This is a genomic window from Cellulosimicrobium sp. SL-1 (assembly GCF_011033075.1).
In the GTDB taxonomy this organism is placed as follows: Bacteria; Actinomycetota; Actinomycetes; order Actinomycetales; family Cellulomonadaceae; genus Cellulosimicrobium; species Cellulosimicrobium funkei.
Genome location: NZ_JAACJC010000009.1, coordinates 1 through 23632, shown reverse-complemented (window position 1 = coordinate 23632; position 23632 = coordinate 1). Strand labels below are relative to the sequence as shown.

Annotated in this window: 21 protein-coding genes; 17 read left to right on the top strand and 4 right to left on the bottom strand. The window is 72.1% G+C overall.

The window, feature by feature from the left end; all coding sequences use genetic code 11:
* Positions 1 to 157 precede the first annotated feature (157 nt).
* The 11 genes from GWJ10_RS14450 (at position 158) to GWJ10_RS14400 (ending at position 14186) form a co-directional block, all read left to right on the top strand.
* On the top strand, positions 158 to 1201 hold the full coding sequence (locus tag GWJ10_RS14450) for a LacI family DNA-binding transcriptional regulator (protein WP_198285596.1): 1044 nt from the start codon (positions 158 to 160) through the stop codon (positions 1199 to 1201).
* 71 nt (positions 1202 to 1272) lie between these two features.
* Positions 1273 to 2574 carry an extracellular solute-binding protein gene (locus GWJ10_RS14445; protein ID WP_076406003.1) on the top strand — a complete coding sequence of 434 codons (1302 nt, stop codon included), beginning with the start codon at positions 1273 to 1275 and terminating at the stop codon, positions 2572 to 2574.
* 97 nt (positions 2575 to 2671) lie between these two features.
* The gene (locus GWJ10_RS14440; RefSeq protein WP_081599874.1) at positions 2672 to 3661 is read left to right on the top strand and encodes a sugar ABC transporter permease; all 990 of its coding nucleotides are present in this window, start codon (positions 2672 to 2674) and stop codon (positions 3659 to 3661) included.
* A complete protein-coding gene (locus tag GWJ10_RS14435) occupies positions 3661 to 4584 on the top strand; it encodes a carbohydrate ABC transporter permease (RefSeq protein ID WP_082774709.1) in 924 nt (307 codons plus the stop codon). Before GWJ10_RS14440 ends, GWJ10_RS14435 begins: the two co-directional genes overlap by 1 nt.
* Before the next feature lie 57 nt (positions 4585 to 4641).
* Complete coding sequence (gene yicI / locus GWJ10_RS14430) at positions 4642 to 6939, top strand: alpha-xylosidase (protein WP_163188244.1); 2298 nt, start codon at positions 4642 to 4644, stop codon at positions 6937 to 6939.
* A 129-nt stretch (positions 6940 to 7068) separates the two neighbouring features.
* A complete protein-coding gene (locus GWJ10_RS14425; RefSeq protein WP_277394957.1) occupies positions 7069 to 8559 on the top strand; it encodes a GH1 family beta-glucosidase in 1491 nt (496 codons plus the stop codon).
* Between the two features lie 642 nt (positions 8560 to 9201).
* Positions 9202 to 9447, top strand: coding sequence for a glutaredoxin-like protein NrdH (gene nrdH, locus GWJ10_RS14420; protein WP_021480849.1), 246 nt, complete (start codon positions 9202 to 9204; stop codon positions 9445 to 9447).
* Positions 9448 to 9528: 81 nt separating this feature from the next.
* Positions 9529 to 9960 (top strand): class Ib ribonucleoside-diphosphate reductase assembly flavoprotein NrdI, encoded by a 432-nt coding sequence (nrdI, locus tag GWJ10_RS14415; protein WP_163188240.1) that lies wholly within the window; start codon positions 9529 to 9531, stop codon positions 9958 to 9960.
* Between the two features lie 2 nt (positions 9961 to 9962).
* The gene (gene nrdE / locus GWJ10_RS14410; RefSeq protein ID WP_198163219.1) at positions 9963 to 12116 is read left to right on the top strand and encodes a class 1b ribonucleoside-diphosphate reductase subunit alpha; all 2154 of its coding nucleotides are present in this window, start codon (positions 9963 to 9965) and stop codon (positions 12114 to 12116) included.
* 138 nt (positions 12117 to 12254) lie between these two features.
* Positions 12255 to 13235 (top strand): class 1b ribonucleoside-diphosphate reductase subunit beta, encoded by a 981-nt coding sequence (nrdF, locus tag GWJ10_RS14405; protein ID WP_021480852.1) that lies wholly within the window; start codon positions 12255 to 12257, stop codon positions 13233 to 13235.
* Positions 13236 to 13316: 81 nt separating this feature from the next.
* Entirely contained in the window at positions 13317 to 14186 is an 870-nt protein-coding gene (locus GWJ10_RS14400; protein WP_076406011.1) for a fructosamine kinase family protein, read from the top strand.
* Positions 14187 to 14204: 18 nt separating this feature from the next.
* On the opposite strand, the gene GWJ10_RS14395 is transcribed toward GWJ10_RS14400, so the two are convergent.
* Both GWJ10_RS14395 and GWJ10_RS14390 read right to left on the bottom strand, forming a co-directional pair.
* Positions 14205 to 14765 (bottom strand): phosphoribosyltransferase, encoded by a 561-nt coding sequence (locus GWJ10_RS14395; protein WP_163188238.1) that lies wholly within the window; start codon positions 14763 to 14765, stop codon positions 14205 to 14207.
* Positions 14766 to 14866: 101 nt separating this feature from the next.
* Entirely contained in the window at positions 14867 to 15844 is a 978-nt protein-coding gene (locus GWJ10_RS14390) for an FKBP-type peptidyl-prolyl cis-trans isomerase (RefSeq protein WP_163188236.1), read from the bottom strand.
* A 195-nt stretch (positions 15845 to 16039) separates the two neighbouring features.
* On the opposite strand from GWJ10_RS14390, the gene GWJ10_RS14385 reads away from it, so the two are divergent.
* From GWJ10_RS14385 to GWJ10_RS14375, 3 genes are read left to right on the top strand one after another with little or no spacing between them, the layout of a single operon-like run.
* The gene (locus tag GWJ10_RS14385) at positions 16040 to 16345 is read left to right on the top strand and encodes a hypothetical protein (RefSeq protein WP_061268786.1); all 306 of its coding nucleotides are present in this window, start codon (positions 16040 to 16042) and stop codon (positions 16343 to 16345) included.
* Between the two features lie 19 nt (positions 16346 to 16364).
* Positions 16365 to 17216: an alpha/beta hydrolase gene (locus GWJ10_RS14380; protein ID WP_061268787.1), complete on the top strand. Its 852-nt coding sequence runs from the start codon at positions 16365 to 16367 to the stop codon at positions 17214 to 17216.
* A 52-nt stretch (positions 17217 to 17268) separates the two neighbouring features.
* Positions 17269 to 18057 (top strand): alpha/beta fold hydrolase, encoded by a 789-nt coding sequence (locus tag GWJ10_RS14375; protein ID WP_163188234.1) that lies wholly within the window; start codon positions 17269 to 17271, stop codon positions 18055 to 18057.
* Between the two features lie 15 nt (positions 18058 to 18072).
* Here the strand turns inward: GWJ10_RS14375 and GWJ10_RS14370 are convergent, their stop codons facing one another.
* Both GWJ10_RS14370 and GWJ10_RS14365 read right to left on the bottom strand, forming a co-directional pair.
* Entirely contained in the window at positions 18073 to 18522 is a 450-nt protein-coding gene (locus tag GWJ10_RS14370) for a hypothetical protein (protein WP_061268789.1), read from the bottom strand.
* A gap of 4 nt (positions 18523 to 18526) precedes the next feature.
* Positions 18527 to 20020: a hypothetical protein gene (locus GWJ10_RS14365; protein ID WP_241005829.1), complete on the bottom strand. Its 1494-nt coding sequence runs from the start codon at positions 20018 to 20020 to the stop codon at positions 18527 to 18529.
* A 364-nt stretch (positions 20021 to 20384) separates the two neighbouring features.
* Between GWJ10_RS14365 and GWJ10_RS14360 the strand changes: the two genes are divergently transcribed.
* Genes GWJ10_RS14360 through GWJ10_RS14350 form a run of 3 tightly spaced genes read left to right on the top strand, consistent with a single transcriptional unit; the run spans position 20385 to position 23538 of the window.
* A complete protein-coding gene (locus tag GWJ10_RS14360) occupies positions 20385 to 21533 on the top strand; it encodes a hypothetical protein (RefSeq protein ID WP_163188232.1) in 1149 nt (382 codons plus the stop codon).
* The gene (locus tag GWJ10_RS14355; RefSeq protein ID WP_061268791.1) at positions 21530 to 22567 is read left to right on the top strand and encodes a hypothetical protein; all 1038 of its coding nucleotides are present in this window, start codon (positions 21530 to 21532) and stop codon (positions 22565 to 22567) included. Before GWJ10_RS14360 ends, GWJ10_RS14355 begins: the two co-directional genes overlap by 4 nt.
* Before the next feature lie 20 nt (positions 22568 to 22587).
* Positions 22588 to 23538: a tetratricopeptide repeat protein gene (locus tag GWJ10_RS14350; RefSeq protein ID WP_034653561.1), complete on the top strand. Its 951-nt coding sequence runs from the start codon at positions 22588 to 22590 to the stop codon at positions 23536 to 23538.
* Positions 23539 to 23632 lie beyond the last annotated feature (94 nt).

Sequence of the window (23632 nt, the reverse complement as noted above, 5' to 3'; positions counted from 1 at the left end):
AAACGAGAGAGCGTGCTCTCGCACGACGGACTTGACTCCACCCATTTGTTCAACCAATACTCGTAACATCGAAGCGCTTCGACGACGCGTTTCGACGAAGCGCTTCGACGGCCGAGGTGCGGGACCGGACCACAGGGGAGTGGTGAGGATGGCGACGATGCAGGACGTGGCGCGACGCGCGCAGGTCTCGCTGAGCACGGTCTCGTACGCGCTGTCCGGCACGCGCCCGGTCTCCGACGCCACGCGCCGGCGCATCGAGGACGCCATGGCCGAGCTCGGCTACCAGCCCAACGCGATGGCCCGCGGCCTCGCGTCCCGCCGCAGCCACGTGCTGGCCCTCATCTACCCCGCGATGGAGAAGGGTCTCGGCGGCACGGTCGCGGAGTTCGTCTCGTCGGCGGCGGAGACCGCGCGCGAGAACGGTTACCACCTGGTCCTGTGGCCCTTCCGCACGACCCAGGCGCCCGAGGTCCGCGACCTCGTGCGCCAGGGGATGGCGGACGGCGTCCTGCTCATGGAGGTCGCGCTCGACGACGCGCGGGTCGACGTGCTGCACGAGGCCGGGGTCCCGTACACGATGATCGGCCGGACGCGCGACGTGTCCGACCGGCCGTCGGTCGACATCGACTTCGAGCGCACGACGGACGACGCGGTCCAGCACCTCGTCGACCTCGGGCACCGGCACGTGGCGCTCGTCAACCACTCGCAGGCGACGGCGGACGACGGCTACGCGCCGACGTTCCGTGCCGAGGAGGGCTTCGAGGCGGCGATGCGCCGTCGCGGGCTCGAGCCGGTCGCGCTGCGCGTCGACGAGTCGCCGAGCGCCGGCCGCGACGCCGTCGCGACGCTGCTCGCGCGCGAGCCCCGCCTCACGGCGTTCGTGACCATGAACGAGATCGCGACGTTCGGCGTCGTGGCCGAGCTCCAGCAGCGCGGCGTCGCGATCCCCGGCGACATGTCGATCCTGTCGATCGTCACGTCGCCCGGCGTCGGGGAGATGAGCAACCCGCCGCTCACCACCATGCACGCCCCCGGGGCCGAGCTCGGCCGCCTGGGCGTGCAGAAGCTGCTGTCCCTCGTGGACGGCTCCCGTCCGAGCACACCGAACGTGCTCATCCCGTGCGTCCTCGAGCCCGGCAGCAGCGTCGCCCCCGCGGCCGGCCGGGCACCGGACGACGACCCCGAGCCCGCGGCTCGCTGAAACACCGACCGGCCGGGCGACGCCCGGCCGCCCTCCGGCCCTCGCCGGAACTCGATGAGGAGGACACGCACATGCTGCGATCCCGGAAGATCTCGCTCGTCGCTGCCGTGGCAGCGCTCCCACTCGCCCTCGGGGCGTGCGGGAGCTCCGGCGGCAGCGGCGGGTCCGACGACCAGACCCTGACGATCTGGCACTACGAGAACGAGGACTCGGCCATGGGCCAGGCCTGGGCCAAGGCGATCGAGATCTTCGAGGAGGAGAACCCGGACGTCGACGTCGTCGTCGAGAAGCAGACGTTCGAGCAGATCCAGAAGAACGCCAAGATCGTCCTCACCGGCGACGACGTGCCGGACGTCATGGAGTACAACAAGGGCAACGCGACCGCCGGCCAGCTCGCCGCGCAGGGCCTGCTGACCCCGCTCACCGACGCGGCGACCGAGCGCGGCTGGGACGAGAAGCTCAGCGGCTCGCTCCAGACGACCGCGACCTACGACGACCAGGGCCTCATGGGCTCGGGCGAGTGGTACGGCGTCCCGAACTACGGCGAGTTCGTGCAGGTCTACTACAACAAGGACATGTTCGCCCAGTACGGGCTCGAGGTGCCGACGACGCTCGAGGAGCTCGAGACCGTCATGCAGGCGTTCAAGGCCCAGGGCGTCACGCCGCTCGCCGAGGCCGGCGCCGAGTACCCGATGGGCCAGCTCTGGTACGAGCTCGTGCTCGCGAACTCCGATCGCGACTTCATCGACCAGTACCAGCTCTTCGACGGCGACCCCGACTTCCACGGTCCCGAGATGACGCAGGCGACCGAGAAGCTCGACTCCTGGATCAAGGACGGCTACGTCGCGTCCGACTCCGCGGCGCTCACCGCCGAGGACATGGGCGTCTCGTTCATCAACGGCACCTACCCGATGATGGTCTCCGGCTCGTGGTGGTTCGGCCGCATCGTCGAGGAGATGGACGCCGACTGGGGCCAGTTCAACTTCCCCGGCAACACGCTCCAGGTCGGCTCGTCCGGCAACCTGTGGGTCGTCCCCGCGAACGCGGACTCGCCCGACCTCGCCGAGGAGTTCATCGACGTCACGCTGCGCCCCGAGGTGCAGGACATCCTCGCGGAGAAGGGTGGTCTGCCCGTCGCCGGTGACGCGTCCGTCATCACGGACGAGCGCACGCAGCAGCTCACCGAGAACTTCCAGGCGATCCTCGACGACGACGGCCTCGCGTTCTACCCCGACTGGCCCGTGCCCGGCTACTACGACGTGATCGTCAGCGAGCTCCAGTCCCTCATCAACCAGTCGAAGTCGCCGACCGAGGTGCTCGACGGCCTCGAGTCCGCCTACGTGGACGGCAAGGCGGACCTGCTCGACAGCTGAGCGGAACCGCCCGTCCCGGGCGGCCGGCACCTGCGTCGGCCGGCCGCCCGGGCACCACCCGAGCACCACCCGAGGACCTCCCGCGAAAGAGACCGTCATGACCACCCGCACCGACACCGTGCCCGAGGCCGGGCCCGGACCCGCGCGCGAGGCGTCGCGCGCGACCGCGGCACGCCGCCGTCGTCGCCGGCCCGCCTGGCTCCCGTACCTGCCCTACCTCCTGCCCGGCGCGGTGGCGTTCGTCGTCGTGATCGGCTACCCGTTCGCGATGAACGTCTACTACAGCCTGTTCAAGTGGCGCGGCGGCATGGCGCCGATGCGCTGGTACGGGCTGGGGAACTACGCCGACCTGATGCACGACTCGGCGTTCTGGACCTCGTTCCAGAACTCCATCGCGATGATCCTCGCGATGGTCGTCGTGCCGACCCTCGTCGGACTCGTGCTCGCCGCCGTGCTGTTCGACTACCTCGGCCGCCGGTTCGGGCCCCGCGTCGCGGCGTTCCTGCGCGCGACGTACTACCTGCCGCAGATCCTCCCCGTCGCCGTAGCCGGCGTGCTGTGGAACTGGATCCTCAACGCCCAGACCGGCGCGCTCAACGTCATGCTGCGCGGGATCGGGGTCGAGAACCCGCCGAACTGGCTGGGCGACACCTCGACCGCGCTGCCGAGCGTCATGCTCGTGCTCATCTGGGTGCAGATCGGCTACCCCGTGGTCATCTTCATGTCCGCGCTCCAGCGCGTGGACCCCGAGCTCTACGAGGCCGCCGAGCTCGACGGCGCCGGCTGGTGGCGGCGCTTCGGGGCCATCACGATCCCGCAGATCCGTCCCGAGACGTTCGTCGTCACGCTCACCTGCACCGTCGCGGCGCTCAAGGTCTTCGGGCCCATCTACGTGCTCACGCGCGGCGGCCCCGAGAGCTCCACGCTCGTCCCGAGCTACTACTCGTACCTGAACTTCTTCGACAAGTCGAAGGTCGGCTACGGCGCCGCGGTGGCGACCGTGCTCACCCTCGTCATCATCGTCGTCGCCGTCGTGATCCTCGCGCTGCAGAGCCGCGCCGAGCGTCGTGAGCAGGAGGGCCGCTGATGTCCACCGTCACCACCACCCCCGCGGACGCCGTGGCGCCGGGCGCCGGCGCGTCCCGCCCCCGCCGCGCCCTGCGCGCCACGCGGCAGGACGAGCGCTACCGCCGCGGGATCGGCCGCTGGTTCGTGCTCGCCGCGGCGGTGCTCGTCGCGCTCCTCATGCTGTCGCCGTTCGTCATCATGGTGCTCAACGCGTTCAAGTCCCCGGCCGAGTACTCCCAGGACGGGCCGCTGAGCCTCCCGAGCGAGCTCTACCTCGACGGCGTGCAGAACTTCTGGACGCGCACGAACTTCCCGCAGAAGCTCTGGAACTCCGTCTTCATCTCGGCGCTCGTCGCCGTGTTCGGCACGCTCCTGTCGCTCCTCAGCGCGTACGCGATCGGCGTCGGCCGCATCAAGGGCCGGCTGTGGATCGTGACGCTGTTCCTCGTGGCGAACATGCTGCCGCAGGAGGCGCTCATCTACCCGCTGTTCGACATGGCGCAGAAGGTCGGCCTGTCGAACTCGCAGTGGTCGATCATCATCATCTTCACGGTCGTCCAGGCGGCGTTCGGCACCTACCTGCTCTCGTCCGTGCTCGGGACGTTCCCGCCCGCGCTCCTCGAGGCGGCGCAGCTCGACGGCGCCGGCCGCTGGCGCATCCTGTGGCAGGTCGTGTACCCGATCGTCCGGCCGACGCTCGGCGTCCTCATGATCTTCTTCTTCATCTGGACGTGGAACGAGTTCTTCATCCCGCTGGTCATGCTGACGACCAACGACACCCAGACGATCCCCATCGCGCTCGCGTCGCTCCAGGGCGACCGGATGATGGACGCCCCGACGACCAACGCGGGCGCGCTCGTCTCGCTGATCCCCGCGCTGATCTTCTTCCTCATCTTCCAGCGCACCCTCACCCGCGGCGTGACGGCCGGCGCCGTCAAGTGAGGCCCCCGGCCTGACGCCCCGAGACACCGATACGCACCGACGAAGGAAGCACCACCCATGAAGTTCACCGACGGGTACTGGCAGGTCCGACCCGGCATGCACCCGCTGTACGCGGTCGAGGTCGACGACGTCCGCGCGGACGAGGCGGCCGGCACGCTCGCCGTGTACGCGCCGACGGCGAAGATCCGCGGCCGGGGCGACACGCTCAACCGCCCGATGCTCACGACGACGTACTCCTCGCCCGCACCAGGTGTGATCCGCGTGCGCGTCGAGCACCACCAGGGCGCGGTGCGCCGGGGCCCGGCGTTCCAGGTGACCGGCGAGCCGGGGTTCCGGCCCGAGGTCGAGGTGCACGACGACGTCGCCGTCCTGCGGTCGAAGGACCTCGCCGTGCGCGTGCACCGGGGCGACCGCTGGCGCGTGGACTTCGAGGCGGACGGCGAGGTGCTGACCTCCTCGCTGCCGAAGTCGGTCGGGCACGTCACGTCGGACGACGGCGGCACGTGGACGCACGAGCAGCTCGCGCTCGAGCCGGGCGAGCTCGTCTACGGCCTGGGGGAGCGGTTCGGCCCGTTCGTCAAGAACGGCCAGGTCGTGGACATCTGGAACGAGGACGGCGGGACGTCGAGCGAGCAGGCGTACAAGTCCGTGCCGCTCTACCTCACGACCAAGGGCTACGGGGTGTTCGTCGAGCACCCGGAGAAGGTCTCGTTCGAGGTCGCCTCCGAGGTGAACACGCGCGTCCAGTTCTCCGTCGAGGGGCAGTCGCTGGAGTACCTGGTCATCCAGGGCCCGACGCCCAAGGACGTGCTGCGCCGGTACACGGCGCTGACGGGCCGCCCCGCGCGCGTGCCGGCGTGGTCGTTCGGCCTGTGGCTCACGACGTCGTTCACGACGAGCTACGACGAGCAGACCGTGAACGGCTTCATCGACGGCATGGCCGCGCGCGACCTGCCGCTGTCGGTGTTCCACTTCGACTGCTTCTGGATGCGCGAGTACCAGTGGGTCGACTTCGAGTGGGACCCGCGCACGTTCCCCGACCCCGAGGGCATGCTCCGGCGCCTGCACGACCGCGGGCTCAAGGTGTGCGTCTGGATCAACCCGTACGTCGCGCAGCGCTCGCCCCTCTTCGCGGAGGCCGCGGAGCAGGGCTTCCTCGTGCAGCGCGAGGACGGGTCCGTGTGGCAGTGGGACCTGTGGCAGGCGGGCATGGGGCTGGTGGACTTCACCAACCCCGACGCGACCGCGTGGTACGTCGGCAAGCTCGAGGGCCTGCTCGACCAGGGCGTCGACTGCTTCAAGACCGACTTCGGCGAGCGGATCCCCGTCGACGGCATCGCGTGGCACGACGGCTCCGACCCGCGCAAGATGCACAACTACTACGCCCAGCTCTACAACGAGGCGGTCTTCCGGCTGCTCGAGCGCAAGCGCGGCGCGGGCGAGGCGGTCCTGTTCGCGCGGTCCGCGACGGCGGGCGGCCAGCAGTTCCCCGTGCACTGGGGCGGCGACTGCGACTCGACGTACGCGTCGATGGCCGAGTCGCTGCGCGGCGGCCTGTCGATGTCGATGTCGGGCTTCGGCTACTGGAGCCACGACATGGGCGGCTTCGAGGGCACGCCGGACCCGGGCGTGTTCAAGCGCTGGACGGCGTTCGGCCTGCTGTCGTCGCACTCGCGCCTGCACGGCTCGGGCTCGGTCCGGGTCCCGTGGGCGTTCGACGACGAGGCCGTCGACGTGACGCGCAAGTTCACGCACCTCAAGCTCTCGCTCATGCCGTACCTGGGGCGGGTGGCCGAGGAGGCGCACACCGACGGCGTGCCGATGATGCGGCCGCTCGTCCTCGAGCTCCCGCACGACCGCGCCGGGTACACCGCGGACACGCAGTACCTGCTGGGCGACGCGCTCCTCGTCGCGCCGGTGTTCCGCGCGGACGGCCGCGTGGAGTACTACGTGCCGGAGGGCACGTGGACGCGTCTCGTCCAGCCCGACGACGGACCCGCCCTGAGCGAGACCGTGACCGGCCCGCGCTGGGTCACCGAGACCCACGGGTTCGACTCGCTCCCGGTGCTCGTGCGCCCGGGCACCGTCCTGCCGGTCGGCGCCCGCACCGACCGGCCGGACTACGCCTGGGCCGACGGCGTCACGCTGCACGCGTTCGAGCTGCCCGACGGGTACGACGAGCTCGTGGTCGTCCCGCCGTCGGACGGCGCGGCCGGGGCCACGTTCCGCGTGCGCCGGTCGGGCGCGACCCTCACGGTCTCGTCCGACGACGCCCCCGCGGCCTGGTCCGTGCGGGCCGGTGCGGCGACGGCCGAGGCGCACGGCGCGACGAGCGTGACTCTCGACCTCGGCTGAGGACGTATCCTGGGCGGACGCACCATGGAAGCGCTCCCATGGCGCGTCCGCCCGGCGTCGTCGCGCCGGCCACCGACCCGACCACCGTCGCGGACCACGTCGTCCGACGACCGACCAGCGAGGACCCTCGTGACCACCGACACCACCGCCCCCGTCGCCGTCGACGCGCAGGCCGCGCCCGCGTCGTCGGGCCGCCGCACGTTCCCGACCGACTTCCTCTGGGGCTCCGCCACCGCCGCCTACCAGATCGAGGGCGCCGCCGCCGAGGGCGGCCGCACGCCGTCCATCTGGGACACGTACTCCCACACCCCGGGCCGCACGCTCAACGGCGACACGGGCGACGTCGCGGACGACCACTACCACCGGTGGCAGGAGGACGTACAGCACATCGCCGACCTCGGCCTCGGCGCCTACCGGTTCTCCATCTCGTGGTCGCGCGTGCAGCCGGGCGGCACCGGCCCGCTCAACCCCGAGGGCGTCGCGTTCTACTCGCGCCTCGTCGACGCGCTGCTCGAGAAGGGCGTCAAGCCCGTCGTCACGCTCTACCACTGGGACCTCCCGCAGGAGCTGGAGGACGCCGGGGGCTGGGCGAACCGCGACACCGCGTACGCGTTCGCCGAGTACGCCCGCCACATGGCGCGCGAGCTCGGGGACCGGATCGACACCTGGACGACCCTCAACGAGCCGTGGTGCTCCGCCTACCTCGGCTACGGCTCCGGCGTGCACGCGCCCGGCCGCACCGAGCCCGCCGCGGCGCTCGCGGGCGTGCACCACCTCAACCTCGCGCACGGCCTCGCCGTCCAGGCGATCCGCGACGAGCTCGGCGAGGACGCGAAGACATCCGTCACGCTCAACCTGCACGTCATCCGGCCCGACGACCCGTCGTCGGCCGCGGACCTCGACGCGGTGCGCAAGATCGACGCGCTCGCCAACCGCGCGTTCCTCGCGCCCATGCTCGACGGCGAGTACCCCGCCGACCTGCTCGCCGACACCGCGCACGTGAGCGACTGGTCGTTCGTGCGGGAGGGCGACCTCGAGACGGTGCGCCAGCCGCTGTCGATCCTCGGCGTCAACTACTACTCGACCGTGCGCGTGCGCCACTTCTCCGGCGAGGGCGAGCGGTCCGAGAACGACGGCCACGGCGCGTCGAGCCACAGCCCGTGGATCGGCGTCGACGACGTGGAGTTCGTCCAGCAGCCCGGCCCGTACACCGCGATGGGCTGGAACATCGAACCTGCCGGCATGACCGAGCTGCTCGTGTCCGTGGCGACGACGTACCCGCACCAGCCGATGATGGTCACCGAGAACGGCGCCGCGTTCGCCGACGAGGTCACGGTCGACGCCGACGGGACCCCCCGCGTGCACGACGACCGCCGCGTCGCCTACCTGCACGACCACGTCGACGCCGTAGGTGCCGCGATCGACGCGGGCGCCGACGTGCGCGGGTACTTCGCGTGGTCCCTGCTCGACAACTTCGAGTGGGGCTACGGGTACGAGCGCCGCTTCGGGATCATCCGCGTCGACTACGACACTCTCGAGCGCACGTGGAAGGACTCCGCGCACTGGTACCGCCGGCTCGCGACGTCGAACGCGCTCCCCACGGTCGACGAGACCGCCTGAGCCGTCTCGCCCCCACAGGCCCGCCCGGTCCGCCGGGCGGGCCTTCGTGCGCTCGTCCGCGACCACGGCTCCGGTCGAGCGCGGTCGTCGGGCGGGCCGTCACCGAGGGGTGACCTTTGTCGCACGGGCGCGGCGCGCGGTGCGACACGCCGAAGAAGCACGACACGCCGACGAGTTCACCGACCGTCGTGTCCGGATTGGGCTGATTCGCGCGGGTGGTGGCGCGTCCTCAGGAGGGCGGGTGCAGGCCGCGGGAAGGGCCTCGACGGCTCCGCACAGGGTGTGGACCGACGTCGTCCCCACCCTGTGGACGGCGTCTCGCCGTCCGCGGGAAGACGCCGTTCCGGGCCGGTCGGATCGGTGGACGACGGGCTGTGGACGAGCGCTCCGGGGGAGTGTCAGAGGGGGCTGGGACCATGGATCCATGGCGCCTAGCACACCCGCCAGGGTGAAGTTCCACCACGACATCTAGTGCAGTGGCACGGTCTCGACCACTAGGTATAGTGGTTGCACACCCAGGGGGCCGGAGGCCTCCTGGCGAATCACACAGACGTAGTTCCACCGGTGTCCTTCGAGGTCAGAGATGTTTCTCCCTCCCCGAGGACCGTCCCGGACGAGAGCGCGAGACGAGGAGCCACCCCCATGAGCGTCACGGTCTACAGCAAGCCGGCCTGCGTCCAGTGCGACGCGACGTACCGCGCTCTCGACAAGAAGGGCATCGAGTACTCCGTCGTGGACATCACCCAGGACGCCGAGGCGCTCGAGCTCGTGCGCGGGCTCGGCTACCTGCAGGCTCCCGTGGTCGTCGCGGGGGACGAGCACTGGTCCGGGTTCCGCCCCGACCAGATCACCGCCCTCGCGCAGAAGGTCTCGCCGGTCGTCGCCTGACCGGCCTCCCCGGAGCGTCGCGAGGCGCCCGGAAACCCGTACGGAAGCAGGCGGAGCAGGGCAGGACGGAGGTGCGTCCCCGTGGGGTCGCTCGTGTACTTCTCCAGCGTCAGCGAGAACACGCACCGGTTCGTCCAGCGGCTCGACCTGCCGGCCCTCGGCATGGACGTCCAGCGCATCCCGCTGCGTCCGACCGAGGGCTTCCTGCGCGTCGAGGAACCGTACGTGCTCATGGTCCCGACCTACGGGGGCGGCAACGAGGGCGGTGCCGTCCCGCGCCAGGTCGTGAAGTTCCTCAACGACGTGCACAACCGGTCGTTGATCCGCGGCGTCATCGCCGCCGGCAACACCAACTTCGGCGAGGCGTACTGCATCGCCGGCGACATCATCTCCGCGAAGTGCCAGGTGCCCTACCTGTACGCCTTCGAACTCCTGGGAACAGTCGAGGACGCCGCGCGCGTCCGCGACGGATTGGGACGATTTTGGCAACGACAGTCACGGATTCCGGCGTGAGCGTGGCAGGTGGTGGCACGGTCACCGAGGTGCCGCTCGCGAGCACCCAGCTCGACTTCCACGCGCTCAACGCGATGCTCAACCTCTACGGCCCGAACGGCGAGATCCAGTTCGACAAGGACCGTGAGGCCGCGCGGCAGTACTTCCTGCAGCACGTCAACCAGAACACCGTCTTCTTCCACGACCTCGCGGAGAAGCTGGACTACCTCGTCGAGAACAAGTACTACGACCCGGCCGTCCTCGCGAAGTACGACCGCGAGTTCGTGAAGTCGCTGTTCGAGTTCGCCTACGCGAAGAAGTTCCGCTTCGAGACGTTCCTCGGCGCCTTCAAGTACTACACGTCGTACACGCTCAAGACGTTCGACGGGAAGCGCTACCTCGAGCGCTTCGAGGACCGCGTCTGCATGGTCGCGCTCGGCCTCGCCGACGGCAACGAGCAGGCCGCGCTGGACATCGTCGAGGAGGTCATCTCGGGCCGCTTCCAGCCCGCGACCCCCACGTTCCTCAACGTCGGCAAGGCGCAGCGCGGCGAGCCTGTGTCCTGCTTCCTGCTGCGCATCGAGGACAACATGGAGTCCATCGCGCGCGGCATCAACTCCGCGCTGCAGCTCTCCAAGCGCGGCGGCGGCGTCGCGCTGCTCCTGTCGAACATCCGCGAGCACGGCGCGCCCATCAAGCACATCGAGAACCAGTCGTCCGGCGTCATCCCCGTGATGAAGCTGCTCGAGGACTCGTTCTCCTACGCGAACCAGCTCGGCGCGCGCCAGGGCGCTGGTGCCGTGTACCTGCACGCGCACCACCCCGACATCATGCGGTTCCTCGACACCAAGCGCGAGAACGCGGACGAGAAGATCCGCATCAAGACGCTGTCGCTCGGCGTCGTGATCCCGGACATCACGTTCGAGCTCGCGAAGAAGAACGAGGACATGTACCTCTTCTCGCCGTACGACGTCGAGCGCGTCTACGGCAAGCCGTTCGCCGACATCTCGATCACCGAGAAGTACGACGAGATGGTCGACGACTCGCGGATCCGCAAGACGAAGATCAAGGCGCGCGACTTCTTCCAGACGATCGCCGAGCTCCAGTTCGAGTCCGGCTACCCGTACATCATGTTCGAGGACACGGTGAACAAGGCGAACCCGATCAAGGGCCGCATCACCCACTCGAACCTGTGCTCGGAGATCCTCCAGGTCTCGACGCCGTCGACGTTCAACGAGGACCTCTCGTACGACCACGTCGGCCGCGACATCTCCTGCAACCTCGGCTCGCTGAACATCGCCAAGACGATGGACTCGCCCGACTTCGCGAAGACGATCGACACCGCGATCCGCGCGCTCACCGCGGTCTCCGACCAGACGAGCATCGAGTCGGTGCCCTCGGTCAAGCGGGCCAACGAGTCCGGCCACGCGATCGGTCTCGGCCAGATGAACCTCCACGGCTACCTCGCGCGCGAGCGGATCCACTACGGGTCCGAGGAGGGCATCGACTTCACGAACATCTACTTCTACACGGTCGCCTACCACGCGATCGCGGCGTCGAACCGCCTCGCGATCGAGCGCGGGCGTGCGTTCGGCGGCTTCGAGGACTCGAAGTACGCGACGGGGGAGTACTTCGACAAGTACACCGACCGCGTGTGGGAGCCCGCGACCGAGCGTGTGCGCCGGCTCTTCGCCGACGCCGGCGTGCACATCCCGACCCAGGACGACTGGGCGGCCCTCAAGGCCTCGGTCATGGAGCACGGGATCTACAACCAGAACCTCCAGGCCGTCCCGCCGACGGGCTCGATCTCCTACATCAACAACTCGACGTCCTCGATCCACCCGGTGCCGTCGAAGATCGAGATCCGCAAGGAGGGCAAGATCGGGCGCGTCTACTACCCGGCGCCCTACCTGACGAACGACAACCTCGAGTACTACGAGGACGCGTACGAGATCGGCTACGAGAAGATCATCGACACGTACGCCGCCGCGACGCAGCACGTCGACCAGGGTCTGAGCCTTACGCTGTTCTTCAAGGACACGGTCACGACGCGCGACGTCAACCGCGCGCAGATCTACGCGTGGCGCAAGGGCATCAAGACGCTCTACTACATCCGCCTCCGTCAGATGGCCCTGGAGGGCACGGAGGTCGAGGGTTGCGTCAGCTGCATGCTGTAGTCGCCTGAGGCAGCCACCGGTTGCCTCGATGCCCGGTGCCGTCGGCCACCCTCTCGGAGAGGCGTGGCCGACGGCGCGGGGTCCGGTCCCACGAAGTCGTCCCGGTCGGTCCGGGGTCAGCAGGAGAGAAGAAGGCAGATGTCGCCCACGGGGAAGCTCAAGCTCATCGATCGCGTGAGCGCGATCAACTGGAACCGTCTCGAGGACGAGAAGGACCTCGAGGTGTGGGACCGCCTCGTCGGGAACTTCTGGCTGCCCGAGAAGGTGCCGGTGTCGAACGACATCCAGTCGTGGAACACGCTCACCGCGCAGGAGCAGGAGCTCACGATGCGCGTGTTCACCGGCCTGACGCTGCTGGACACGATCCAGGGCACGGTCGGCGCGGTCTCGCTCATCCCCGACGCGATCACGCCGCACGAGGAGGCGGTGTACACCAACATCGCGTTCATGGAGTCGGTGCACGCCAAGAGCTACTCGTCGATCTTCTCGACGCTGTGCTCCACGCGTGAGATCGACGACGCGTTCCGCTGGTCGGAGGAGAACCCGAACCTCCAGCGCAAGGCCGAGATCGTCATGGAGTACTACAAGGGCGACTCGCCGCTCAAGCGCAAGGTCGCGAGCACGCTGCTCGAGTCGTTCCTCTTCTACTCCGGCTTCTACCTGCCGATGTACTGGTCGTCGCGCGCCAAGCTGACGAACACGGCCGACCTCATCCGCCTCATCATCCGCGACGAGGCCGTGCACGGGTACTACATCGGCTACAAGTTCCAGAAGGGTCTCGAGAAGCTCTCCCCGGAGGAGCGCGACGAGCTCAAGGCGTACACGTTCGAGCTGCTCTTCGAGCTGTACGAGAACGAGGTGCAGTACACGGAGGACCTCTACGACGGCGTCGGGCTGACCGAGGACGTCAAGAAGTTCCTGCGGTACAACGCCAACAAGGCGCTCATGAACCTCGGCTACGAGGCGCTCTTCCCCAAGGACGAGACCGACGTCAACCCGGCGATCCTCTCGGCGCTCTCGCCGAACGCCGACGAGAACCACGACTTCTTCTCCGGGTCCGGCTCGTCGTACGTCATCGGCAAGGCCGTGAACACCGAGGACGACGACTGGGACTTCTGACCCTCGTCCGCCTTCGCGCCGAGGGCCCGGGTCCGCGCAGAGCCGCGGGTCCGGGCCCTCGGCGTCTGGCATAGTCCCGCCATGGGCATGCTCAGGGAGCGGCTGCGCGCCGCAGGGCTCGACGACGTGACCTCGGTCGAGCCGGTGAGCGGCGGGCTCGCCGCGACGGCCGGGCTGGCCCGGCGCGTCGACGGCGTGCCGCTGTTCGTCAAGGCGTTCGACACGGACGCACCGGGCGACGACGTCTTCACGGTCGAGGCCGAGGGTCTGGCTGCGCTCCGCGCCGCCGGGCTGGAGACCCCGGACGTCGTCCACGCAGGCCCGGACCTGCTCGTGCTGTCCGCGCTCGCCCCGCGGCCCTCGACGTCGGCCTTCTGGGAAGACCTCGCCCGTTCGCTGGCGCACGTGCACACCACGACCCGCAGCGAGCGCTTCGGCTGGCACCGGGACGGCTGGCTCGGCCGCCGTCGGCAGGTGAACACCTGGACGGAGGACGGGTTCGACTTCTTCGCGCAGCACCGCCTGCTGCGCTGGCTCGACGAGCCGCGGGTCCACGCCGCGCTCGACGCCGCGGACCGCGCCGCGCTCGAGCGTCTGTGCGCGCGGCTCCCGGAGGTGCTGCCGGGAGGTCCGGCCTGCCTGACGCACGGCGACCTGTGGGCGTCGAATGTCATGGCGACCGCCGACGGACGCCCGGCCTTGATCGACCCGGCCGTCTCCTACACGTGGCCGGAGGTCGACCTGGCCCACGTGTGGACGACCGCGCCCCCGCCCGAGGCCGGTGCCTTCTTCGGGCTCTACGCGGAGCTCACCGGCCTCGACGACGACTGGCGGGAGCGCCTGCCCGTCGTCCAGCTCCGGCAGCACCTGGCCGTCGTCGCGCAGTTCGACCCCGACTGGGGTGCGGCGGACGCCGTCCGCGCGACGCTCGCGCCCTTCCGGACCCGCTGACCGACGACGGCCTCCCGCTCAGTCGTTCGGCCGGGACTGTGCGCCCTCGACGGGCGGGTCGGCCGACCACGGGAACGTGATCCAGAGGTCGGTGTCCTTCCACGAGTAGTCCGGCTGGATGATCGTGCGCGGCTTCGTGTAGAGCACCGCGGACCGCGCCTCGGCCCCGTGGGTGCTGAGCATGTCCATGACGAGGGCGAGCGTCCGGCCGGAGTCGGCGACGTCGTCGACCACGAGCACGTGCGCGCCCGGCAGGTCGGACGTGTCCATGAGGGGCGGGAGCACGCGCGGGTCGGTGAGGGTCTGGCCGATGTCGGTGTAGAACTCGACGTTGAGCGTCCCGACGCCCTTGGTCCCGAGCGCGTACGCGACCGCGCCGCCGGGCAGGAGACCGCCGCGGGCGACCGCGACGACGACCTCGGGGCGGAACCCGCTCGCGACGACCTGCTCGGCGAGCTCGCGCGCGGCGACGCCGAAGGTCTCCCACGTGAGGACCTCGCGCTCGGGCGGGGCGGCCGAAGGGGTCGCGGGGGCGTCGTCGGGCACGGGTGGGACCGAGGTCGTGGAGGCGTCCGTCATGCGTCGAGCCTACGACCCGCCCACGCCCCGCCCGACGCGACCCGGACGCACGGAGGGCCGCACCCCGAGCGGGGTGCGGCCCTCAGTGGCGTGGAGTCGGCTCAGTAGGCCGCGAGGATGTCCACGACGAAGACGAGCGTCTCGCCCGCGAGCTCGTGCGTGTTCGTGTCGCTCTTCTCGCCGTAGCCGAGGGCCGGCGGGATGACGAGGAGCACCTGGCTGCCGACCGTCTGGCCGGACAGGCCCTGGGTCCAGCCGGCGACGACGCCGCTCAGCGGGAAGGTGGAGGGCTCGCCGCGGTCCCACGACGAGTCGAACTGCTCGCCGTCGAGCTTCCAGCCCGTGTAGTGCGCGATGACCGTCTGGTCCTCGGTGACCTCGGGGCCGCTGCCCTTGATGAGCGGCTGCACGACGAGCTCGGTCGGCGCGGTGTAGCCCTCGGGGATCTCGATCGACGGCTTGCCCGTGTCGTCGAGCGTGACGACGGGCAGCCCCTCGGCCGGGGTCACGGCCTCGCCCTCGGCGCGGTCCGGCACGTCGGCGGGGTCCGGCGCGACCGGGGCGTCCCGGACCTCGGTGACCTCGGCGACGGTGAGGACGGCGCTGCCGTCCTGCCCCGGGGCGGCGAACAGGAAGCGTGTGCCGACCTTCTTGCCGACCAGCGCCTCGAGCAGCTGGGGGTACACCTGGTCGTCGAGGACGATCTGCTGCGCCGAGTCGTCCTCCCACGTGGAGCCGAGCTTGGACGCGTCCGTGCCGGAGTACGCGGCCTGGTGCAGCGTCACCTCCTGGCCCTTCGCGATCTCGTCGCCGTCGCCGTCCCCGAGCGAGAGCGCGACCGGGCCCGAGACCTCGAGCGGGGCCTCGAACTCGACGGTCGGCTCGCTGCCGGGGTCGCCCGTGACCGTCACGGCCTCGAGCGCCGCGACGTCCTCGGGCGACGACGTCGCGCCGTCGGAGGCGGACGGGCTCGCCGACGTCTCGTCGTCGGAACCGCCGCCCTCCGACGAGCAGCCGGAGAGGACGAGGGCGGCGCCCAGGGTGAGCGCGGCGACGCCGCGCAGGGTGCGGTGCTTCACGAGGAGGGTCCTTCGGTCGGGGGGACGGCGGGGCCGTCGGGTCTGGGCCGCACCCGCACGACGGCGGTCGTCGGCGCCCGGGGTCGGGTCACCTCGCGGTCGGACGCCGGGTGCAGCACCGGCGCGGACACTCTAGCGGTCGAGACTGGACGCCCGCTGGGAGGTCCCCGGCGGGCCGCGGGGGAGAATGGGCCCATGCCGTCCCGTCGACCGTCCCGCAAGCGACCCTGGGGCGCGGAGCCCGCGCCCCTCGACCTGGACCGCGCCCTCGGCGGTGCGCGCCGGGAGTCGGGAGCCGACGGCGAGTGGCAGGTCCGCACGGTGCGCGGCGGCGCGAAGACCTACCTCTGCCCGGGCTGCCAGCAGGAGATTCCGCCCGGCACCGGGCACGTCGTGGCGTGGCAGGAGGACTCCTTCTTCGGGGCCGAGACGGCGCTCGACCACCGTCGCCACTGGCACAGGTCGTGCTGGGAGGCGCGCGACCGCCGTCGGCCGCGGTAGACGCACTAGGCTCGGGACGATGAGCACCGCACCCGAGACCGCGCCCGATCCCGCCCGAGCCTCGACGGAGCCGACCCCCATCCGGTCGCTCAGCGTCCTGCCCGCGCGGCGCGAGGACGTCGAGCTGCACACCGCGGACGGCCTCACGCTCGTCGGCGAGCTGGCGCTCCCCGCGGACCGCGACCCCGTCGCGACCCTCGTCACGCTGCACCCCCTGCCGACGCACGGCGGGTACATGGACTCGCACGTCTACCGGAAGGCGGCGTGGCGTCTGCCGGCGCTCGCGGACCTCGCCGTGCTGCGGTTCAACACGCGCGGCACGTCGTCCCCGCGCGGGACGAGCGAGGGCGCGTTCGACGGCGGCGAGGCCGAGCGCTTCGACGTCGCGGCGGCGATCGAGTTCGCCGAGTTCCACGACCTGCCGAACCGGTGGCTCGTGGGGTGGTCGTTCGGCACGGAGCTCGCGCTCAAGCACGGCACGGACCCGGCGGTGGAGGGCGCGATCCTCCTCTCGCCCCCGCTGCACCGCGCGACGGACGCCGACCTCGACCGCTGGGACGCGTTCGGCAAGCCGCTCGTGGTCCTCGTGCCCGAGCTCGACGACTACCTGCGCCCCGACGAGGCGCGACGACGCTTCGCGCGCGTGCGGAACGCCGAGGTGATCGGCGTCGAGGGCGCGAAGCACCTGTGGGTGGGGGAGTCGTCGGTGCGGCGCGTGCTCGACGAGATCGTGGGGCACGTGCGTCCCGGCTTCCCGCTCCCGCTGCCGACCACGTGGGACGGCGACGCGAGCGGCACGGCCGACCGCGACACGGCCGACTCGGACCAGGCGAGCTACGACGCGAGCCGGTCCGACGGCGTCGTCGACTGACCCCGTTGCGCTGCGAGGCGCCCATGCACCCGACCGACCCCAGGAGGACCACGTGACGACGGCACCGCTCGAGACCTTCACGCTGCGCGAGGGGTACGGGACACCGCTCGTGCTGCTGCACGGCTTCCCGCTCGACCACCGGATGTGGGCGGACGTCGCGGAGGCCCTGCCGGGCGAGCCCACCGTCGTCGCGGTCGACCTCCCCGGCCTGGGCGCGAGCCCGCTCGGGGACGAGCCGCCGTCGATCGAGGCGGCGGCCGACGCGACCGCGGACGCGCTCGCCGCGGCGGGGATCACGCGCGCGGTCGTCGCGGGCCTGTCGATGGGCGGCTACGTGGCCCTCGCGCTCGCGGAGCGCCGGCCGGAGCTGGTCGCGGGGCTCGGACTGGTCGACACCAAGTCCACCGCGGACTCCGACGACGCGCGCGCGAACCGCCTGCGCATCGCCGACGAGGCGGAGAGCACGCAGACCGTCGAGCCGGTCCTCGGCATGCCGGGGGTGCTCCTCGGCGAGACGAGCAAGGCTGCCCGCCCGCACCTGACCGCGCGGCTCGAGGAGTGGATCCGCGCGCAGCGGCCCGACGGCGTCGCGTGGTCGCAGCGGGCGATGGCGGCCCGCCCCGACCGCACGTCCGTCCTCGTAGGCTTCGCCGGGCCGGTCGCGGTGGTCGTGGGCGAGGAGGACCAGGTCACGCCGGTGGCGGAGGCGGAGCACATGGTCGCCGCGGCGCCGACCGCGCAGCTGGTGCAGGTGACGGGCGCGGGCCACATGAGCGCGGTCGAGGACCCCGCCGCGGTGGCCGACGCGCTCGCGGACCTCCTGGCGCGGGCGACCGTCTGAGCCGACGACCGCGCGTCAGCGCCCGTCGAGCACGAGCGCGAGCGCGTCGGCGAGGTCGATGGACTCGCCGTCCCGGCCGCCCTTGCCCAGCACGAGCGGCGGGTCGGACGGTTCGACCGCGACGCCCCGCAGGCGCGCGCGCACGCCGCCGGGCACCGAGAGCACGTAGAACTCGCCGTCCTCGCCGACGGCGACGCTGTGGTTGCGGCGCAGGTACCACCCGCGGAGCGGGGTGCGGAACGTCGCGGTGCCGTCGAACGCGCGGGCGCGGAGCGGCTCGGGAGCGAGGCCCCGGTCGCGTGCCCGCGCGACGAAGTCGGCGAGCAGGACCCGGGCCGCGTCGCTCTCACGGGCGCGCTGCCGGTCGAGCTCGCGCTGCTGGTGCGCGGCGGCCTCGGTCCGCTGCCGACGCCAGTCGTCGGCAGCGGACCCCGAGGGACCCGACGGGCCCGCGGTGGCCGGCACGGCGTCAGGCCGAGGCGGGGGCGTCGGGCTTCGCGTCGGCCGTCTTCGTGCCGCTCGACTTCGGGCCGGCCTGCTTGGTGTCGGCCGTCTTCGTGTCGCTCGGCCGCGCGTCGGCGGACGCCGCGGAGCCACCCTTCGCCGGCGCCTCGACCGTCCCGACCCGCTGCCCGGACTCGTCCGGGACGACCGGGAACTCGGCCGTCATGAGCGTCGCGGCGCGCGCCTGCTGGGCGGGGGTCCCGGAGGGCACGGCCTTCTTCGCGGGAGCCTTCGCGGCGTCGTTCTCGCTGCCGAGCAGCCCGCGCAGCTCGTCGAGGTAGGTGTTGATCGAGTCGTGCTGACGCGTGAGGTCCTCGAGCTGGCGCTGGGCGACGTTGCGCTGCTGCTCGGCCTCGGCCTTCGCGTCGCTCACCGTCTGGTCGGCGAACGCCCGGGCCTCGGCGACGACCTGGTCGGCGTTCCGGCGCGCCGTCGACAGGAGGTCCTTCACGTACGCGTCGGACTCGCTGCGGACCTTCTCCGCCTGCTGGAGCGCGTGGGCGACACGCTTCTCCGCCTCCGCGGCGTGCTCCTCGGCCGTCGTGACGAGCTTCTCCGTCTCCGCCTTGGCGGCGGCGTGACGCTCGGCGTTCTCGCGCTCCGCCTCCTCGCGGCGGCGCACGACCTCGAGCTCGGCGTCCGCGAGGGCGGTGCGGGCCTGGTCGCGCAGCGTCTCCATCTCGGACGTGACGGCGTTCGCCGCCTCGGTCGCCTTGCGCTGCGCCTCGTCCACCTGGCGCTGCGCCTCGCGACGCGCGTTCTCCAGCAGCTCGGCCGACTCGCGCTCGGCGGCCTCGCGCTGCGCCGCCGTCTCCGCCGCGACGCGCGCGCGGAGCTCCGCGGCCTCGCGCTCCGTCGTGACGCGCAGCTCCGTGGTCTCACGCTCCGCCGTCGCGCGCAGCGTGCCGAGCTCGCGCTCGAGCGACGCGCGGCGCTCGCTCTCCTCCGTGGCGAGCGCGCTGTGGATGCGCGCGGCCTCGCGCTCCGCGGAGCCGACCAGCTCCTCCGCGCGGCGCTGGGCGCTGAGCAGGGTGCCCTCGGCCTCGGACGCGCTCGTGGAGCGGATCTCCTCCGACTCCAGGCGTGCGCTGTTGAGCAGCTCGGCGACCTCGTTCTCGGCGCGGGACCGGACCTGGCCCGCCGAGAGCTTCGCGCGGGCCATGATGTCGGCCGCCTGGGCGTTGGCCTGCGACAGGATGTCCGCCGACTGCTCCTCCGCCGAGCGCAGGAGCTGCTCGATGCGGGACCCGAGCCCCGCGTACGACGGCCGGTCCGCCTCGCGGAGCTGGCGCTGCGCGTCGTTGAGCTCGCTCGTGAGCTGCATGGCGCGGGCGTCCGCCGCCTCGACGCGCGCCCGCGCGTCCTCCACGGCCTTCTCCAGCCTCGCGAGCTGGGCCTCGACCTGGACGCGGTCGTACCCGCGCATCGTGATGGGGAAGAGCGTGCGCTCGTCGGACACGTCGATGACCTCCGGTGCTGAGTCGTCGCGGCTTCCGCCGCCGGTCGGCGTCCCCTCCCGGGGAGGGAGGGCGCGGCGGTCGTGCCACGGCCCCGCCGTGCTCCGACCAGGATACGGGGATCACGCTGTCCTGAATACCCGGATTGGTGGGGGTGAGACGATGGTCGCAGTGCTGCGCGCGCGGTCGTCCCTCGTGGGAACGGCGGCCCTCTCGGCCGCCGGGCACGACGTTCCCTGGGAGCGGTGAGACCGTCCCGGGAGGGGCACGTGAACGGTTCGTGAGGATCCACAGGCGAGGCGTCTCGGTCGATCCACGAGGGGTTTCGCACCTATCCTTGAACGTCGATCGACGAAGGGAACCTCGGTGCTGCAACGAATCATCGCCGCCCTCCTGCTCGTGGGAGGGCTGGTCGCCGCCGGCCTCGGTGTCGCGACCGCCACGGTCTGGCGGGACAGCGACACGGTCGTGGCGACCACGGCGTACACCGGCGACGGCACGGTGCTCGTCACCGCGCCCGGGGTCCTCGACCTCGTCGCCGAGGACGTGACGATCCGCGCGACAGCACCCGGTGAGCAGCAGGTCACCCTCGCGATCGGCCGCGAGGCCGACGTGACCGGGTGGGTCGGCGAGGACCCGCACGGCGTGGTCACCGGCCTGTCCGACTGGGACGCGCTCGCGACGCGCGCCGTCGACGCGCCGGCCGCGGAGGACGAGCCCGCGGAGGGCGACGCGCCCGCCGACGGCGAGAGCCCGGCCGAGGGAGAGACGCCCGCCGAGGGCGACGCGACCGCGGAGACGCCCGTGGCCGGCGTCGACCCCGCGGGCTCCGACATGTGGCTGGAGGAGGCGACGGGCGCTGGCTCGGCGAGCCTGCGCTGGTCCGACCAGCCCGGCCGCTGGCAGCTCCTCGCCGCCGGCGTGGGCGAGGACGCCGTCGCCCCGACCGTCGAGCTCTCGTGGCCGCGCCAGGTCGAGACGCCGTTCCTGTGGCCCGGCGTCATCGGCGGTGGCGTGCTCATCCTCCTCGGTCTCGGCATCGGGGCGGCGAGCCTGCGCCCGCGCCGCCGCGGGCCCTCGGGCGGCACCGCGACCTCCGCGACCCCGGCGGTCGCGCCGGCCGGCACGACGGGGGGCACGTCGTCGGACGACGACGGCGACGCGCGCGACGGCGAGGTGCCGACCGACACGGCCCAGGTGCGCATGCTCACGCGACGTGAGCTGCGCGAGCGCGAGGAGGCCGACCGCCTCGCGCAGCAGCAGGCTCGCGCCCAGAAGCCGCGCCGCGCGTGGCTCACCGGCCAGATCCCGATCGTCGCGCGCGGCGAGCGCCGCCCGCGGACCGCGGCCCAGCCGACCGTCGACGCGAGCGCGCACCCGACCACGGAGGACAGCGCGAGCACGCGCGCCGACGCCTGGCGCCGGGCGTGGGGCTTCACGCCCGGCAGCGACGAGAGCGCCCCGGCGCCCGCACCCGAGAGCGACCCGGACGAGACGAAGGACAGCACCCGATGACCAGCACCGCCCGCGACACGGCCCGCGCCCGCCGCGCCCGTCGTCACCTCGGCGGGGTGGCCGGGGGACTGGTCGGCGCGCTCCTGCTCGCCGCCTGCTCCGCACCCCTCCCGACGCCCGAGCCCGACCCCACGCAGGACCCGCCCGCGCCCGTCCTCACCGAGGCGCAGGAGACCGCCGTGCTCGACGCGGTCGCCGCCGCGCTCGCGGCGGCGAGCGAGACCAACGACGCGGCCCAGCTCGAGGGCCGTGTCACGGGCCCGGCGCTCGCGATCCGCACGAGCCAGCTCGCCGTCGCCGCCGCGCGCGGCAGCGCCGACCTCGTGACCGAGCTCCCGACGGAGGCGCAGCAGGTCGTCATCCCGACGACGCAGACCTGGCCGCGCACGTCGTTCGCCGTGAGCGTGCAGCCCGAGAACCTGCAGACGCCGCGCCTCTCCGTGCTGGAGCAGGACACCGCGCGCGGCGACTACCAGCTGTGGGCCTGGGTCCGCCTCCTCCCGGGCGTCACCATGCCGAGCTTCGCGGACCCGAGCATCGGCAGCGAGGACGTCGCGCCCGACGACTCGAGCCTGCTCGTCACGCCGACGGACGCCGTCGCGCAGTACGCCGACGTGCTCAACCTCGGCACGGGCTCCGGGTTCGCGGGGTCCTTCGAGGAGGACTCGTTCCGCACCCTGCTCGCGAAGCGCGCGCAGGACTGGACGACGGCGCTCCAGCCCGCCGCGGGCGCCTACTCGCTGACCTTCACGCCCAACCCGGACGAGCCCGTGCGCGCGGTCCGCACCGCGGACGGCGGCGCGCTCGTGGTCGGTGCGATGACCTCGCAGGAGTCGATGACGGCCGAGGAGGGCGCGCAGGTGCCGCCGGACACGGAGTCGATCAAGGCGCTGTACGGGGGCGCGGCCCCGACGAACGTGCTCAAGGTCGGCTACGTCGACGTCGTCGCGCTCTACGTGCCGCCCGCGGGCTCGGAGGAGAAGATCCGCGTGGTGGGCAACGAGCACGTCGCGACGTCGGTCGCGAACTCCTGACGCTCCGTAGGATTGCGACCATGAGCGAACCCACCCAGCCCACGTTCGACGTGCGCGGCGCGGTCGACCTGTCCGCGCTGACCAGGCCGCAGTCACCCCCGCCCGGCGAGGAGGGCGGCGCGCCCGCCGCGGGCGGGTACGTCGTCGACGTCACGGACGAGACGTTCGGCCAGCTCGTCCAGGACTCGGCGCAGTACCCCGTCGTCGTGCTCCTGTGGATCCCGACGGACCAGGCGAACGCGCAGCTCGGCACCGACCTCGGCGCGCTGGCCGACGAGTACGCCGGCCGCTTCCTCCTGGCCCGCGTCGACGCCCAGGCGTACCCGCAGATCACGGCCGCGTTCCAGGTCCAGGGCGTGCCGACCGTCGTCGCGATCCTGCAGGGTCAGCCCGTGCCGCTGTTCCAGGGTGCCGCGCCCGTCGAGCAGGTGCGCGCCGTGCTCGACCAGGTGCTCCAGGCGGCCGAGGCGAACGGCGTGACCGGTCGTGCGCCCGCGCAGGGCGCCGACGGCGAGCCCGAGCGCCCCGCGGAGCCCGCCGCGGAGCCGGAGCCGGAGCTCCCGCCGCTGCACCAGGAGGCGTACGACGCGATCGAGCGCGACGACCTCGACGCCGCGGTCGCGGCCTACGAGAAGGCGATCAAGCAGGATCCGCGCGACGCGCTCGCCGTCGCGGGGCTCGCGCAGGTCCGCCTCCTCCAGCGCACCCGCGACGCCGACCTCGCGACGGTCCGCGCCGCGGCGGCCGCCGCACCGCAGGACGTCGACGCCCAGCTCGCCATCGCCGACCTCGACCTGCTCGGCGGGCACGTGGACGACGCCCTCGACCGGCTCCTCGACCTGCTGCCCGGCGCCGACGCGGACGGCAAGGAGAAGCTCCGCGTGCGCCTCCTCGACTACTTCGAGGTCGTGGGCCCCACCGACCCCCGCGTCGGCAAGGCCCGCCAGCGCCTCGCGATCAGCCTGTACTGACGCACCCGCGCTCTACCGACGCACCCGCGCCACGAACGACGGCGGCCGGTCACCGTGAGGTGACCGGCCGCCGTCGTTCATGACCCCCGCCTGA